The 13,564-nt window shown below is 70.6% G+C and carries 16 protein-coding genes; 14 read left to right on the top strand and 2 right to left on the bottom strand.

Annotated elements, in window-relative coordinates; all coding sequences use genetic code 11:
• The first annotated feature begins 151 nt into the window (after positions 1 to 151).
• From ADK41_RS01205 to ADK41_RS01140, 14 genes are all read left to right on the top strand, one after another.
• Positions 152 to 826, top strand: a complete 675-nt coding sequence (locus ADK41_RS01205) for a GNAT family N-acetyltransferase (protein WP_030819349.1) — start codon at positions 152 to 154, stop codon at positions 824 to 826.
• A 553-nt stretch (positions 827 to 1,379) separates the two neighbouring features.
• Positions 1,380 to 1,841: a hypothetical protein gene (locus ADK41_RS01200; RefSeq protein ID WP_030819350.1), complete on the top strand. Its 462-nt coding sequence runs from the start codon at positions 1,380 to 1,382 to the stop codon at positions 1,839 to 1,841.
• A 73-nt stretch (positions 1,842 to 1,914) separates the two neighbouring features.
• Positions 1,915 to 2,223: a hypothetical protein gene (locus tag ADK41_RS01195; RefSeq protein WP_030819351.1), complete on the top strand. Its 309-nt coding sequence runs from the start codon at positions 1,915 to 1,917 to the stop codon at positions 2,221 to 2,223.
• A 134-nt stretch (positions 2,224 to 2,357) separates the two neighbouring features.
• A complete protein-coding gene (locus tag ADK41_RS01190) occupies positions 2,358 to 2,723 on the top strand; it encodes a hypothetical protein (RefSeq protein ID WP_030819352.1) in 366 nt (121 codons plus the stop codon).
• 141 nt (positions 2,724 to 2,864) lie between these two features.
• Positions 2,865 to 3,881 (top strand): N-6 DNA methylase, encoded by a 1,017-nt coding sequence (locus ADK41_RS42695; protein WP_051842846.1) that lies wholly within the window; start codon positions 2,865 to 2,867, stop codon positions 3,879 to 3,881.
• A gap of 49 nt (positions 3,882 to 3,930) precedes the next feature.
• On the top strand, positions 3,931 to 4,284 hold the full coding sequence (locus ADK41_RS01180; RefSeq protein ID WP_030819355.1) for a hypothetical protein: 354 nt from the start codon (positions 3,931 to 3,933) through the stop codon (positions 4,282 to 4,284).
• 16 nt (positions 4,285 to 4,300) lie between these two features.
• Complete coding sequence (locus tag ADK41_RS01175) at positions 4,301 to 5,368, top strand: DUF4007 family protein (RefSeq protein WP_234318531.1); 1,068 nt, start codon at positions 4,301 to 4,303, stop codon at positions 5,366 to 5,368.
• Positions 5,369 to 5,468: 100 nt separating this feature from the next.
• A complete protein-coding gene (locus ADK41_RS01170; protein ID WP_030819358.1) occupies positions 5,469 to 6,077 on the top strand; it encodes a hypothetical protein in 609 nt (202 codons plus the stop codon).
• Positions 6,078 to 6,205: 128 nt separating this feature from the next.
• Positions 6,206 to 6,892, top strand: coding sequence for a hypothetical protein (locus ADK41_RS01165; protein ID WP_030819360.1), 687 nt, complete (start codon positions 6,206 to 6,208; stop codon positions 6,890 to 6,892).
• 239 nt (positions 6,893 to 7,131) lie between these two features.
• Positions 7,132 to 8,469 (top strand): Mu transposase domain-containing protein, encoded by a 1,338-nt coding sequence (locus tag ADK41_RS01160; RefSeq protein ID WP_234318534.1) that lies wholly within the window; start codon positions 7,132 to 7,134, stop codon positions 8,467 to 8,469.
• Entirely contained in the window at positions 8,466 to 9,275 is an 810-nt protein-coding gene (gene istB / locus ADK41_RS01155; protein ID WP_030819364.1) for an IS21-like element helper ATPase IstB, read from the top strand. Before ADK41_RS01160 ends, istB begins: the two co-directional genes overlap by 4 nt.
• Positions 9,265 to 9,903 carry a hypothetical protein gene (locus ADK41_RS01150; protein ID WP_030819366.1) on the top strand — a complete coding sequence of 213 codons (639 nt, stop codon included), beginning with the start codon at positions 9,265 to 9,267 and terminating at the stop codon, positions 9,901 to 9,903. The genes istB and ADK41_RS01150 overlap by 11 nt, the downstream gene beginning before the upstream one ends.
• 444 nt (positions 9,904 to 10,347) lie before the next feature.
• Entirely contained in the window at positions 10,348 to 10,797 is a 450-nt protein-coding gene (locus ADK41_RS01145) for a hypothetical protein (protein ID WP_030819367.1), read from the top strand.
• 355 nt (positions 10,798 to 11,152) lie between these two features.
• On the top strand, positions 11,153 to 11,914 hold the full coding sequence (locus tag ADK41_RS01140; protein ID WP_051842849.1) for a DUF6884 domain-containing protein: 762 nt from the start codon (positions 11,153 to 11,155) through the stop codon (positions 11,912 to 11,914).
• 350 nt (positions 11,915 to 12,264) lie between these two features.
• Here ADK41_RS01140 and ADK41_RS01135 read toward each other — a convergent pair whose 3' ends face one another.
• Together ADK41_RS01135 and ADK41_RS41515 are read right to left on the bottom strand one after the other, a co-directional pair.
• Positions 12,265 to 13,275: an NAD(P)H-dependent glycerol-3-phosphate dehydrogenase gene (locus tag ADK41_RS01135; RefSeq protein ID WP_030819371.1), complete on the bottom strand. Its 1,011-nt coding sequence runs from the start codon at positions 13,273 to 13,275 to the stop codon at positions 12,265 to 12,267.
• Positions 13,272 to 13,523 (bottom strand): hypothetical protein, encoded by a 252-nt coding sequence (locus ADK41_RS41515; protein WP_158717623.1) that lies wholly within the window; start codon positions 13,521 to 13,523, stop codon positions 13,272 to 13,274. Before ADK41_RS41515 ends, ADK41_RS01135 begins: the two co-directional genes overlap by 4 nt.
• Positions 13,524 to 13,564 lie beyond the last annotated feature (41 nt).

The raw sequence follows: 13,564 nt of genomic DNA, 5'->3' as shown, positions 1-13,564 counted from the left end.
CCGCCCGACAGTTGTCTCAACTCCGGTCGGCCCGGTCCCAAGCCCGAACGCAATCCAGCCTGGCCAAGGCCGCCGCTGGAACTCCTCCACAGCTCTTCCCTTCCGCCATTCCAGAGGCGACGCACCGCGTCTCATACACCCAGGAGCCATCATGGGCACCGCCCGTACCCGTCTGCCTGGCATCACGCTCCGCGACGTGGCGCCCACCGACGCGGACGCCGTTATGCGACTCCTCGCCGACGTGAACCCCGGCGATCCCGACGCCTTCGAGGACGTCCGGCCGAACCTGTCTTTGCCGCAGGAGGGACCCCTCTCGCACTTCCGGAACCTGATGGTCGTGGCACTAAGCGATGCAGGCGAGATCCTCGGCGTCCTCATCGGAGGCGTCCCGCTCTGGCTCTTCAGCCACATCGGTGTCGATCCCGTCCTGGCACACCGCCTGGCGGAACGAATCGCGACCATCACGGCAGTGGCCGTGCTGCCCCAGCAGCGCGGGCGCGGCATCGGAGCCGAACTTGTCCGGCACTCGGTGCGCCGTTTCACGCGCGCCGGCTACGGACTGCTGACCCTCAACTGCTTCCCTGAGCTGGAAAGCTACTACCAGGGCTTGGGCTTCACGATCATGGACGACCTGAACGTGTCCCTCGGTCCTCTGAACCCGGTACAGCAGCAGTGGGGCGACACGCGAGTGGCCGCCCGGGCTCTGGACCGGTACACCGCACTCGTCGATGTCCCCGGTCTTTCCTCTCCGGTCGTCTCGGGCATTCTCCCCAACACGAGCTTGCCCCGAGGTACCTACTTCGACGGTGAGCGGCTGTGGCCCTGAACTGCCGAAGGCCAGGCTGAAACGTTCATCCCGGCTAGAGCATGCGTACGAATGCAGGTACGGATCTGCATCCACAACCAAGGAGAATCTGATGCCAGTTGCTGAGAGACAGGGCCCCGCGCCGCGCCCCTGGGCCCGGTGGTCGCTTCGCTGGGGCGCGCCGAGTGCGGCGGTCGCCCTGGTCAGCGTGTGGGTGATAGAGCCCGGCAGCTCGTCGGCGGGATCGTTGCGGTCGGGGTGGCGCTGGCGGCGCTCCTGGTCTTCGTCGGGACGATGCCCCGGCGACAGCCCCAGGAGCGGCGAGCGCGCAGGGATGCTGCCGGCGCGGGCGAGTAGCGGGAGCCCAGTGCCGCGGCCGTTGCGCCGCGCACCTGAGACTCCGGATGGTGGTCCGGGTGAGCGTGTGAGCACCCCGGCCCACCATCCGGGGGCGTGGGTACTCTCGAGCATCCTGGATGTTGCTTATTCTCATTTCAGTATGTAGATTGGTTGCATTGCTGGCTAACCTTCAAGCCCGCGCCACACCTCCCCCCTTCTCCTCAGGAGTCCTCCCATGCTTGCTGTCGTCCATGAGGTTGACGCCGCGCTTCTCGCCTACCGGCGGGGCTGGGCCGATGTCTGGCTGACCCTGGTGGACATCACCACCGACTTGATGCACCTGGCCAGTCACATGCGCACCGACGTCGAACGCTGCCTCGACGGCGACGCGAAGGCGCGCCTGGACGAACGCCCCCTGGCCGCCATGCCGAACCTCGCACCCTCCGTCGAGCCGATCCACAACACGGATGACTCGGCCGCCGAGGACCACCTCTTCGACGTATACGTGCACGCCAGCGACGCTGCTGCCGCCCTTCGAGTACACATGGCAGACGCCCCCTACCCCACCTTCTCGAAGGCGCTGCACGTCCTGCTCAACGATCTGCGCGCCTACGCCCAGGACCTCGGCTTCGACTGGGACGAGGTCATGCGCGCGGCTGCGCAGGCCCACCGGGTCGACCAGCGCAAGGCCAAGTAGCCGGACGCCGCCCGGCGCCGTCACCACGGTGCCGCCGCCCCACGAACGATTCCGCCAGAAAGGGACCAGCATCATGACCAGGGCCGTGATCCGCACTCCGGAAGCCGACTACCCTCCCCGCGGCTCCATACGGATGTACCTCGACCGCGGTGTGCACCCGGCGACCGGGGCGCCGCTCCTCGGCGCCGATCTCGACAACCCGCCCGCCGTCTGCGGAGGCTGCGCCCACACGGTGCTGAAGCGGCTCGCTGACGGTCGCGAGCGGCTCAAGTGCGGGCGTCGGCCGTGCGGGAGCCGCGGGCTGCGCGGTCCCGATTTGCGCGACTCCATGCCCGCGTGCGCGGAGTACACCGCCGCATCCGCCGCACTGCACAGCACCTGATCTCCCTGACCGCCGCGCCCGGGTGCGTTCCGCCCAGACCTACGCGGTCCTGCACGCCGCAGGCGGCAGGACCCGGGCGTAGGCAGGTCCCCCGTAGCCCCAACCCCCAACCCGCTTCACCCGGAGATGTGATCATGCTGCCCGGCCTCGCCCAGCACATCGACTTCCAGCCGGCCCACAACGACTACACCCGCGGGTTCCTCGTGGTGAGCAAGACCGACCGCACCACCGTGTACGGGTACGTGTGGGAACACACCCTCCCGGACCGCACCACCACGTGGGTCGCCCAGCCCGACGCGACCAACCACGCTTCGCGTATCGCCGGCTTCCAGTCCCGGGAGTGGGGCGGCGAGTTCCTGTACGAGCGCGAGTGGCCCAAGTTCGTCCATCGCGAGGGCGCCAAGGCCGACGCTCTCCCGCAGGTGGGATGCACCGAGCACACGCCGTGCGGGACCTGCTCCCTGTGCGAACCCGACCTGGCCCGCCGCGGAATTCTCTGAGCGAAACGGCTGCGCCGCTCGTACGGCACTCATCACCACAACGTGCAGGCCCGGTGCCGCAGACGGCGCCTTCCCACCCGCGGCACCGGTCCCGACTCCCTGTTCCCGACCACAACACCCCACCCATGCCCTGGAACCCTCATGCCCGCTGATTCCACCGCCACCATCGTGACCAAGGCCATCGATCAGGTGATCACCCACAGGGAAGGGGACTGTACCGATCCGAGTTGCGCCCGGCACGCCGGTACGACCAACTGCCCCCCGATCACCGTCAGCCGTAGCCCCGGCTCCGTCCTCGGCGAAGCAGTCGCCGAGGCCTGGCACGCCGCCGGCGGCAGCCGGCTCGACATCCCCGCAGGGGTCGTCGCCGCCCTCGCTCTGTGGCCCCAGAAGTCCCCCGGCGCCGAGGCCGCCGACACAATCGCCGCGTACATCGCCGCACAGCCCCCGCGCGTCCTGGTCCGCGGCCTGGCCGACAGCGCCGACTACTACTACCGCCTTCGCCCCGACCTGTGGGCCACCGCCCGCCCGCTGTTCGACTGGACCAGGGAGGACCTGCACGACACCCACCTCGCGGGCGTACGCGCCGTGGCCCGTGCCGCGCTGCGCCACGGAGTCCTCCAGCACACCGGAGACACCGACCCCGCCGAGCGGTCCCGGATCGACCTCATGTCCTGGGTCATCACGAGCCTGCGCCACCACCACTCCCGGCGCAGCCTCGGCGAGTACCACACCCCGCCCGACATCAGCAATCTGATCGCCACCGTGCTGGCCGACGAGGGCCGCACAGGAAGGCGACCCCACCGACGCGGCGAATGGGCGCTCGAGCCGACCGCCGGAACAGGAGGGCTCTTCCGCTCCGCCGCGCAGGACCTGCGCCGCGCCGGCGAGGACCCGGCAGAGCGCGGCTGGGTCATGCTCGAACTCGATCCCCTGGCCGCCGCCGGAGCCGCCGTCAACGCCCTGGTTTGGGAACTGGGCCCCCGCGCGTTCGTCGGATGCGGAGATGTCCTCGCACAGCCCAACCTCGCCGAGGACACCCTCGCCCGGGCGCGCGACATGGCCCGCCACCGCGACGACGTCATGGATCTGATCCGCTTCGCGATCGCCACACGCACGACCGACCGCCTGCTCGACGCCCTCATGGCCACCAACTAGCCGCCCCACCCGGCCCGCGACCTCGTGGGCCGAGCCCGAAGGAGAGACCATGGGCCAAGCCCACGACCACCGCGAGAGCCAGGCCGTAGCCCAGGCGCTGCGCACCGTCCTGCCAGCGCCCAGCCGCACCTATGTGTACGTGCTCGCCTGCGGATGCACCGACGCCGAGGGTCTGCTGTCCTGGCACATCGACACCGAGGCCCGGTCCTACGAGCTCGAGCTCTCCCCCGCCGCAGTCGGCCCGAGGGAGGTCCGGCTGACGAGCCGGCCGCTCATCGGCGACGAGCCCGCCTGGAGCGAGGAGTTCCTCATCGGCGGCGCATCAGCCAGCTGGGCGCACTCCCTCGCACGTCTGGTCGCCCGGCTCACCCTCTCCGACCGGAGCCCTCTCCCCCTCGACTGAGCAAAGGACCCCCGTGTTGAGCCCCGCCCCCCTGTCCGACTGCCTGCCGGCCTTCGGCCGGCACCGCGGCTACCCACCGCGCTACGGGTGGCTCCGCAAGGTCTACGACGCCCTGCTCCAAAACCCCACCGCCCTGCGCCGCCCCGACGCGACCGTCGTGCTCGGCGTCGGCAAGAGCATGGTGCCGTCCATGGCCTTCTGGTCCCAGGCCTTCGGACTGGCCGTCCGCAACAGCCAGGGCCTGGTGCCCACGGACCGCGCCCACTGGCTCCTGCACGACGAGACCGGCGCCGACCCCTACCTCGAGCTCGATGCCAGCCTGTGGCTGCTGCACTGGTGGCTGGTGAGCGCCCGGCCGTGCCATGTGCCCACCTGGCGGTACCTCTTCGGGTACTCCCCGCTCAGCCGGTCCAGCCGCGCAGAGACGCAGGGGCGCCTGGCGGCCGCCGCTGAAGCGGCCGGCCTCAGGAGCCCGGCTTCGTCGGTGCTCGCCTCGGACATCGCCTGCCTGGTGAGCATGTATGCGCCCGGCGACCGCTCTGCCGCGAACATCGAGGACGAGCTCTCTAACCCGTTCCGCACCCTCCACCTGCTCGACCCAGAACCGCCCGCCGACCGCATGGCCGACCGCAGCCACCTCGTCGTGCTCCGCCGAACGGCCGGCCGACACTGTCCCGCGCCCGTTCAGGTGTACGCGAGCCTGGACTTCGCAGCCCGGACCGCCGGCCCGGAGGTCGGCTCCGTCACCCTGGCTCGGCTCGCCTCCGATCCCCTCGGGCCCGGCCGGCTCCTTCTCACGAGCACCGCCGGCCTCCGCCGCGCCCTGCACCAGATCGCCGGCCAGCATGGGGGTCTGGCCGTCGTGGAGTCCGGCGACGGCCAGGAGAAACTCGTCTACTCATGCCCGCCCGCACTGCTCGCCGAGGACGTCCTCGCCGACGCCTACCCCTCCCTACGGCCGACCACATGCCGTGCTGGGAGATGGGGAGTTGCCCATCCCGGCCCTGACGGACTGACTCCCGACTTCCGCTCGCCGAGGCGGGATCCCGGGCTCGGCGAACCCAGCACTCATGTTGCTTATTAGGTTTTCCATGTGTACTGTGATCCTTGTTGGTGGTGCTCGCCTCCGGGCTCGAGCACCCCCGCGTCTTCCCCTACCGACGAGACAGGCCCAGGAGACACGCATGCGCATCAAGACCGGTGGACAGCACCAGGGATGGACCGTCGTACACCAGGCGCGACGCGCGTGGCGCGGCTCCTTCGAGGGCGTGTGGCTCGGCGTGGAGGAGTCCGCCGGTCACTGGATGGTCGGCCGCCAGCACGACGGGCAGTCGATGGACGACGGCTTCGACGCGGACGGCAACTGGGCCACGTCCCGGCACTTCCGCGAGCGCAACGAGTACCTCAACATGCGCCGGGCTCTGGCCGCGTACGACGAGGAGGCCCAGAATGCGAGCGACGTCTGGAACGGAATGTGGGACCAGCGCGCCCACGAGGCCGTCGCCCGGCACCTCGCGCACCGCGTTCCCTTCCCCGCGCCGGTCCGGCTCTCGGCCGGATGGATCGGGCGCGGCCTGACCGATCACCACCCCCCGCGCGGGTCGACGTTCCCGCTCGACGGGCCGGAGGCCAAGTACGAGCTGATCCGCTACCTCCAGGGCCAGACCCGGTTCGACGAGATCGTGACGGAGCCGGGCTCGGTCTCCGAGGAGGAGGCGTACCAGCTGGCCATCAACGCGACGGGGCCGATCCGCTTCGTGTGCCGTGGCGTGACCTTCTACCTGGGCGAATGAGCCCGACGGCACGGGCGCGGGACCACAGCGCGCACCGCGCCCGTGCCGCCGGACCACAAGTCGTCCAGCCAACCACCGACGTACCCACCGAAGGCGAGGACGCCGCCCCTGGGGGCGGTTGAGACGAGATGGACCACAAGAACCTCATCGGCCACGACGGCGCCGTTCACGAGGGCCTGCTCAACAGCCACACCGGATTCATGATTGACGTGGCCTGCGACGCGGGCCGGTACGCGGTCGTCCACCACTACGAGAAGCTCGACCCGGCGCGCGTCACCGACGCTCCCCTGACCTGTCCTGAGTGCGTCGCCGCGAACTCCCCCGCCACCGCACAGCTGCACCGCGGACGCATCGCCCATCGGTACGCCGAAGACGTCCTCGCCCTCGCCGATACCCGCGCATGCCCGCCTGCCCAAGACGACGAAGGGCTCCGACTGGCCTTCGTGGCACTCGCGACAGAGAACCCGCCGCCCCGGGCCCTATACGCGCTGATCAGGGAGCACGTGACCGACATGCTGACCGATCGCGCCCTGGCCGTGCCGGAAGGGGTCCCGCAGGTCCTCGTGCCCTACAAGCGGTACACCGGCGGCACAGTCCAGGCCCCCGTCGGCCCTGGGGACCGCCTCATGCACTACAGCGCCGCCGGCGGGTACTTCCAGTACGTCTGGGTCGATGGGCTCGATGAGTCTCCGGACGGAATCGTCGTCACGGTCCACGAGAAGGACCGGCGTCCGGTCACGTACTCGGCGCGCGAGGTCAGCCAGCGGTACTCGAAGCTCGACCGGGCGGCACCGCTGCCGTCGAGCGGTGGGTGATCGAAGCTGACGGCTACGGCCTGACCTCAAACAGTCCTGGGCAGGCCGGGCACTGATGACGCTCTCTGAAAGCGACCACTGGGTGCTCTGAGGTGGGGGCAAACCTGCTCTGTTGATCTCCCCACCCATCGTGTGATCTTGCTCGGTGTGTCGGAGTGTGTGGGTGTTCGACGGGAGAGCCTGCGTGCGCATGAAGTTCGGCCTGTTCGGGGGCCTGGATGCTCACGCGGGAGGAAGACGTGGACGCTCATGCTCTGCGTCGGCAGGGTTGGACGATCTCGGCGATCGCTAGGCATCTGGGTCGTGACCGCAAGACGATCCGTGCCTATCTGAACGGCGAACAGGTCCCTGGGCAGCGGCGGCAGTCGCCGGACGCGTTCGTGCCGTACTTGGAGTACTGCCGACAGCGGCTGGCTGATGATCCGCATCTGTGGGCGTCGACGCTGTTCGACGAGGTCACCGGCCTGGGCTATGAGGGCGGCTACTCGACGTTCACCCGTGCCCTTCGCCGGTATCAGGTCCGGCCGCACTGCGAGCCGTGTCACGCGGCGACGGGCCGCAACGTCGCGGTGATCGCGCATCCGCCGGGTGAGGAGATCCAGTTCGACTGGCTGGAGTTGCCGGACGCGCCGGACGGGTGGGGAGTGGGTGAGCACGCCCATCTGTTGGTCGGGGCGCTCGCGCACTCGGGCCGGTGGCGGGCGGTGCTCGCGGAATCCGAGGACTTCCCGCATCTGGTCCAGGCCCTCGATCAGGTGGTGCGCAAGCTGGGCGGCACCGCGAGGCGGTGGCGCTTCGACCGGATGGCGACGGTCTGTTATCCGAGCAGCGGCCAGGTCACCGCGTCCTTCGCGGCGGTCGCGAAGTACTACGGGGTCGGGGTGGACATCTGTCCGCCGCGCCGCGGCAACCGCAAGGGCGTGGTGGAGAAGGCCAACCACTCGGCCGCGCAACGCTGGTGGCGCACGGTCCCCGATGCTCTGAGCGTGATCCAGGCCCAGTCCGGCATCGACAAGCTGGCCGTCCGGATGGACGACCGGCGCCGGGTCGTGGCCGGGATCAAGATGACAGTGGGTGAACTCGCCGCCTGTGAACCGTTGTTGGACATCCCGGTTCGTCCGTTCCCGGCCGAGCTGGAGGTCGAGCGGACGGTCAGTGCCCAGAGCCTGGTGTCCTTCGACGGGAATCTGTACTCGGTGCCGCCGGGCCTGCCCGGCGCCCAGGTCCGGGTCCTGCACCGGCTCGGTGAGGACCATCTCAGCATCGCCACCGCCGGCCGGGCGGTCATCGCCCGCCACCGCCGGGCGCCTCGCGGCGCCGGGCAGACAGTGCGGGACGCCGGGCACGTGATCGCGTTGGAACGCGAGGTGCTGGCCGCCTTCTCCGACCGGGCTCCGTGCAAGAACAAGGTCCGCCGCCCGCCGTCGCCGGCCGCGCTCGCGGAGGCCGAGCGGCTGCGCGGACAGCAGGCCGCGGGTGATCCGGCCGAACGGGTCGTGATCGACCTGTCCCACTATGCCGCCGTGGCCGACCGGCTGCGGAGTGTTCCCTCACCGAAGGAGGAGAACAAGGAGTGAGTACATCGCCGATGCAGATGAGCGAAGCACGCCGCTTCCAGCAGCTGCGGGGCCATCTGTCCTACCTCAAACTCAACGACGCCGCCGAGGCGTTGAACCGGGTCTGTGATCAGGCTCGCGCCGAACGGATGTCGCTGACCGCGGCCCTGGAACGGCTGCTGGAGATCGAGGTCGAGGCCACCGAGGCCCGACGGCTGGCGGCCCGGCTGCGGTTCGCCTGTCTGCCCGAACCCTGGACCCTGAACGACTTCGACTTCGCCGCCCAGCCGGGCGTCGACGAGAAACTCATCCGCGACCTGGCCACCCTGCGCTTCCTCGACGACGCCTCCAACGTCCTGTTCGTCGGGCCGCCCGGAGTCGGCAAGACCATGCTGTCCGTCGCGCTCGGGCGGGCCGCGGTCGAGGCCGGCAACCGCGTCTACTTCACCACAGCCGCCGAACTCGCGGCCAAGTGCCACAAGGCCGCGCTCGAAGGGCGGTGGAAGACCTGCATGAACTTCTTTGCCGGACCGAAGCTGTTGATCATCGACGAGCTGGGCTATCTCCCGCTGCCCGAGGACGGGGCCTCGGCCCTGTTCCAGGTGATCAACCAGAGGTATCTGAAATCGTCCACGATCTTGACGACCAACGTCGGGATCGCCGACTGGGCCGGGGCGTTCGGGGACGCCACGGTCGCGGCCGCGATGCTCGACCGGCTCCTGCACCGGGCCGCGGTCGCCGGCATCGACGGCCCCTCCTACCGGCTTCGCAGCCACCAGACCACAGCCGATGCCTTGCGGGCGGGAGTGAACGCGCGTGTCTCGTGACAGCATCCCCAACACCGCCGAGGTCCCTTCGGACACGGCCCGACGCTGCCCGTTCTGCGAGACGGACTTCACCGTCACCGACCACACCAGCCGCCAGGTCTACTGCTCTCCCGCCTGCCGGGAAGCCAACCGCCAGAGAGTGCCTGTCCAGCGGACCTGCCCGGTCTGCAGCACTGAGTTCACCACCGACGTCAGCCCCAAGCGCGTCTTCTGCTCGCGTGAATGCCGCACCAAGGCCCGCTCCAGCGAACACGCGCTGGAGAAACGCGCCTGCCCGGTCTGCAACGACGCCTTCGCGGCACCCAGAACCGTCCGGCAGGTCTATTGCTCGCCCGCCTGCCGCAAGGACGCCGACCGGCGCCGGGGCCAGGCCCGGGACGACGACCGGGCCCGTCGTCTCGGCGAGAGCCCGCGACCGGCGCGACCGGTGGGCGAACTGCCCACCGCCCGGCCCGCACCCCGTCAACAACCGGGAGTCCGGGACCCGTTGGAACCCACCGCGACCCGCAACTGCCCGCACTGCGACCAGCCGATCACCATCGTCGCCCTGCTGGCCACCCCGGAAGCCGCCCGCCCCTCGATCACCAGCCGCGTCCCGGACATCACTCCGCTGCGGCGGACACCGTGAACACGTCCCTGCACCCCGGTGACCTCTCCGTCTGACCCTCACCGATCACCAGGACCCGGCGGCCTTCGGCCGCCGGGTCCTCACACATGCTCTTCGCTCCCCAGCCTCCCCACTCACTTCAAGATCCAACGATGTGAAGGGAAGAGCGACCCTGGCCGATTCCAAAGATCCTCATCAGCACGTACCGTCGCGGCTGATCCCGCCCCCCACCAGCAGGTGTGCGCCGGGATAACGCTCGTCCATCGCGGCCAGGTCCCCACCGCGATGGCGTCGGCCAGTTCAGGTCTTCTCACCCGCGGCCCGTGCCGGGATCCCCTCGGCCCCAGCACCGCGGCGGATGCGCCCCACCACCGTCCTGCCGTCCAACTGCCCCTCTCTTTTCAGGATGCTGCGCCGCGCCGTCGCCGCGCCGCCGCCTCACCCGACTCCGGAGGCGCCCACACCATGACCACCGACAGTCCGCACGTCGCCTACCTGGCCCCTTCCGATCCGGCCCGCCCCCAGCCCGGCCGAGACAACGACGAGGAGGCCGACCGCTCCGAGAACGCGGTCCTGACCGCCTACCTCTTCCACCTGACGGCCAAGGGACACCGTGTCCTGCGGCACCGCGTCGTCACGGATCCCGTCCTGGCGTCCACCGACCTCTTCGACGCGACTGCCGGAGAGGTGGTGATGGCCTGTCACCGATCGCACTACCCCGCGCTCATCGCCGCGTATGGAGTGATCAGCGACTGCGCGCGGTTCTTCTCCCCGGCCCGCCGCGCACTGCTGTTCACCGCCGAGCCGGGCTCGGTCGCCAAGGAGTTCCTGTCCCACCACAAGATCATCGCGATCTGGCCCGAGGGCGAGTCCTTCGTCCGCGCGGACCCGGCAGCCGAGACAGGCGGAGCGTGAACCGCCAGAGCTTCGGGCCACCGTCGACGAGAGCCGAGGAACGCGGCTGGCGCGCGGCCGGTCTCCTCGTCGACGTGGCCGGGCGCGTACTGCCGGCCACGGCCCCGCTCTGCGGCTTCTGCGACGGCGAGGACATCGGCGACACCTGCCCGGCATCCCTGACCTGCCCCACATGCAAAGCCACGCCCCGACAAAGGTGCCGCCGGCCGAGCGGTCACACCGCCGAGCAGTGGCACCGCAGCCGCGTCCGCGCCGCCGACCTGGAAGACCAGCGCCGCGAGGAAGACGGCGACACCACCCTGCCCGCCCGCTGGGCTGACACCCCGCCGGCGCCGACCCCATCACGAGGAACACGATGACCACCGACCACCCCCGCAACAGTGCCACGGCCACGTCGCCCGGCGCCCCGGACCGGCCGCGTACGGCCGGAGCCTTCACACCCCGCATCACCCCCGCCCAGCGCCGCGCCCTCCTCGCCGGGGCCAGGGACCCGATCGGGCTGCTGCCCAAGTCCGTCAACCTGCGGACCCTGGCGTCCCTCGCCGACATCGGCTACGTCGGCCTGGATCAGAGCCGCGACGTCCTTCGTGGACAGGAGGCAACGCGGGACGCGCTGGACATCTGGGGCGGTGCTCTGACCGAGGACGGCTGGGAGCGGGCCCGCGCCGAGGGCGCGGGCAGGTTCCGGATCGTCGTCGTCGGCTGCGGAAAGGCCAAGCAGGACCGCCGCGTGACCGCCGGCGTGATGTACGTCGGCACCTTCCACGGCTCCTGCCGGGAGACGGCCAAAGCCCTACTCCAGGACGGCGGCCGCCAGTACATCCTCTCCGCCGCCCACGGGCTCCTCGACCTGTCCACGCAGATCGACCCGTACGACATCACCGTGGGCGACCCCGGCAGCGTCAGCGCGGACTTCGTGCAGGCGCAGGTCTGGGAACGCGGCATCGAGTCGGCGGAGGTGACAGTGCTGGCCGGCAGCAAGTACGTGGCCCTCGCCCGGCACTCCTGGCCGGACCTTCAGGCGCCGCTCGCCGGAGCCGGCGGGATCGGGGAGATGAAACAACGCCTCTCCCAGATCCGTCTCGCCGCGCGGGCCGAAGCCGGGCAGGAGCGGTGAGCGCACCGCTCGGGCCCGCTCCGGCTCGGTGGGAGGCCATGGCTGCCGGCAGCGCCGAGGGCTGGGCTCAGCGTTGGAGCCGCGGTGTGCCGACGTGGGTCCATACGTCGCAAGGCGGCTTCGACCGGCGCCGCTACGAGGTGGTCGAGCTGGCGGAGGCGCCCGCCCGGCGACGACGGCGTCCGGCATCGTCTGCTCGATGAGCAGCGCGGGCGGCAGCGCGATCTCCGCCGCGATGACGCTGGCCGCGACCGCGCGCCAGAGACGAACGTCCCGGTCGGTGAGGTTTCCAGCGTGGCGGCGGACGAAGCCGGAGCGGCAGGCCCCAGGGGCCGGGGTGCCGCAGGGGGTCAGCGCTCGGGCTTGGGGGGCCGCTGCATCAGCGCGGACGCGGCCTGGTCGAGCGTGACCTTCTCGTGCAGCAGGTCGGAGACGATCTCGGTGATCGGCATCTCAACGTCGTGGGCGCCGGCCAGGGCGAGGATCGCCTCGGCGCTCTTGACGCCCTCGGTGGTCTGCCGGGTCGCGGCCGTGGCCTCGGCCATCGTCAAGCCGTGGCCGAGGTGGGTGCCGAAGGTGCGGTTGCGCGACAGCGGGGAGGAGCAGGTCGCCACCAGGTCGCCCAGGCCGGCGAGCCCGGCGAGGGTGGCCGGGTGGGCGCCCATCGCGGTGGCCAGCCGGGTGGTCTCCGCCAGTCCCCGGGTGATGAGCATGGCCTGCGCGTTGTGTCCCAGGCCCATGCCGGAGGCGATGCCGACCGCGAGGGCGATGACGTTCTTGACCGCGCCGCCGAGCTCGCAGCCGGTGACGTCGGTGGAGGTGTAGGGCCGGAAGTAGGGGGTGTGGCACGCGCGCTGGACGCGGTGGGCGGCGTCCTCGTCGGGGCAGGCGATGGTGGCGGCGGCGGGCTGGCCGCCCATGATCTCGCCCGCGAGGTTCGGGCCGGACAGCACCGCGACCCGGTATGCGGGGATGCCGGTCACCTCGGTGATGATCTGGCTCGCCCGCAGCCCGCTGCCGATCTCGATACCCTTCATCAGCGACACGATCACGGTGTCGGGGCCGATGTGCGGGGCCCAGGCCGCCAGGCTGGTGCGCAGGGACTGCGCGGGGATGGACAGCACAAGGAAGTCCGCGCCCGCGAGCGCGGCGGCTGGATCGGTCGTCGCGCTCACCGTGTGGGGCAGCTCGACGTCCGGGAAGTAGCCTGGGTTGCGGTGCGTGGTGTTGATCGCGTCGCCGATCTCGGCGCGGCGGGCGTGCATGATCACGCTGGTGCCGGCGTCGGCCATGATCTTGCCCACGGCGGTGCCCCAGGAACCAGCCGAGAACACCGCCGCACGGACGTGGTGCTGATTCACTGCGGGGTCTCCATGCTGGACGCGGGCCGGGCGCCGAGACGGCGGCCGGGCGCCGCCATCCTATCGGCCGACACCACTTCGGGCGGGGCGTGAAGACGCCGCAGGGTCAGCAGCACGGCCCGCCGACCGCGCAGGGTGGGGAGAACCTGGTGCGCCTCGCGGAGCACCCTGGGATCCCAGTCGGAACGGACCAGGAAACCGGTGTTGCTGTCAGAAGTCTTGACAGGTGGTGATCCGGGCCGCGTCACCAAGGACGAATGTGGTTCGGCCGTAGCGTCGTACGCGGTGT

It is taken from the genome of Streptomyces caelestis (assembly GCF_001279005.1).
Lineage (GTDB): Bacteria > Actinomycetota > Actinomycetes > Streptomycetales > Streptomycetaceae > Streptomyces > Streptomyces heliomycini.
This window is presented reverse-complemented; position numbering and strand designations above follow the sequence as displayed.

Coding starts and splice junctions, on each gene's coding strand:
- ADK41_RS01205 (WP_030819349.1), top strand. CDS start 152: ATGGGCACCGCCCGTACCCGTCTGCCTGGCATCACGCTCCGCGACGTG.
- ADK41_RS01200 (WP_030819350.1), top strand. CDS start 1,380: ATGCTTGCTGTCGTCCATGAGGTTGACGCCGCGCTTCTCGCCTACCGG.
- ADK41_RS01195 (WP_030819351.1), top strand. CDS start 1,915: ATGACCAGGGCCGTGATCCGCACTCCGGAAGCCGACTACCCTCCCCGC.
- ADK41_RS01190 (WP_030819352.1), top strand. CDS start 2,358: ATGCTGCCCGGCCTCGCCCAGCACATCGACTTCCAGCCGGCCCACAAC.
- ADK41_RS42695 (WP_051842846.1), top strand. CDS start 2,865: ATGCCCGCTGATTCCACCGCCACCATCGTGACCAAGGCCATCGATCAG.
- ADK41_RS01180 (WP_030819355.1), top strand. CDS start 3,931: ATGGGCCAAGCCCACGACCACCGCGAGAGCCAGGCCGTAGCCCAGGCG.
- ADK41_RS01170 (WP_030819358.1), top strand. CDS start 5,469: ATGCGCATCAAGACCGGTGGACAGCACCAGGGATGGACCGTCGTACAC.
- ADK41_RS01165 (WP_030819360.1), top strand. CDS start 6,206: ATGGACCACAAGAACCTCATCGGCCACGACGGCGCCGTTCACGAGGGC.
- ADK41_RS01145 (WP_030819367.1), top strand. CDS start 10,348: ATGACCACCGACAGTCCGCACGTCGCCTACCTGGCCCCTTCCGATCCG.
- ADK41_RS01140 (WP_051842849.1), top strand. CDS start 11,153: ATGACCACCGACCACCCCCGCAACAGTGCCACGGCCACGTCGCCCGGC.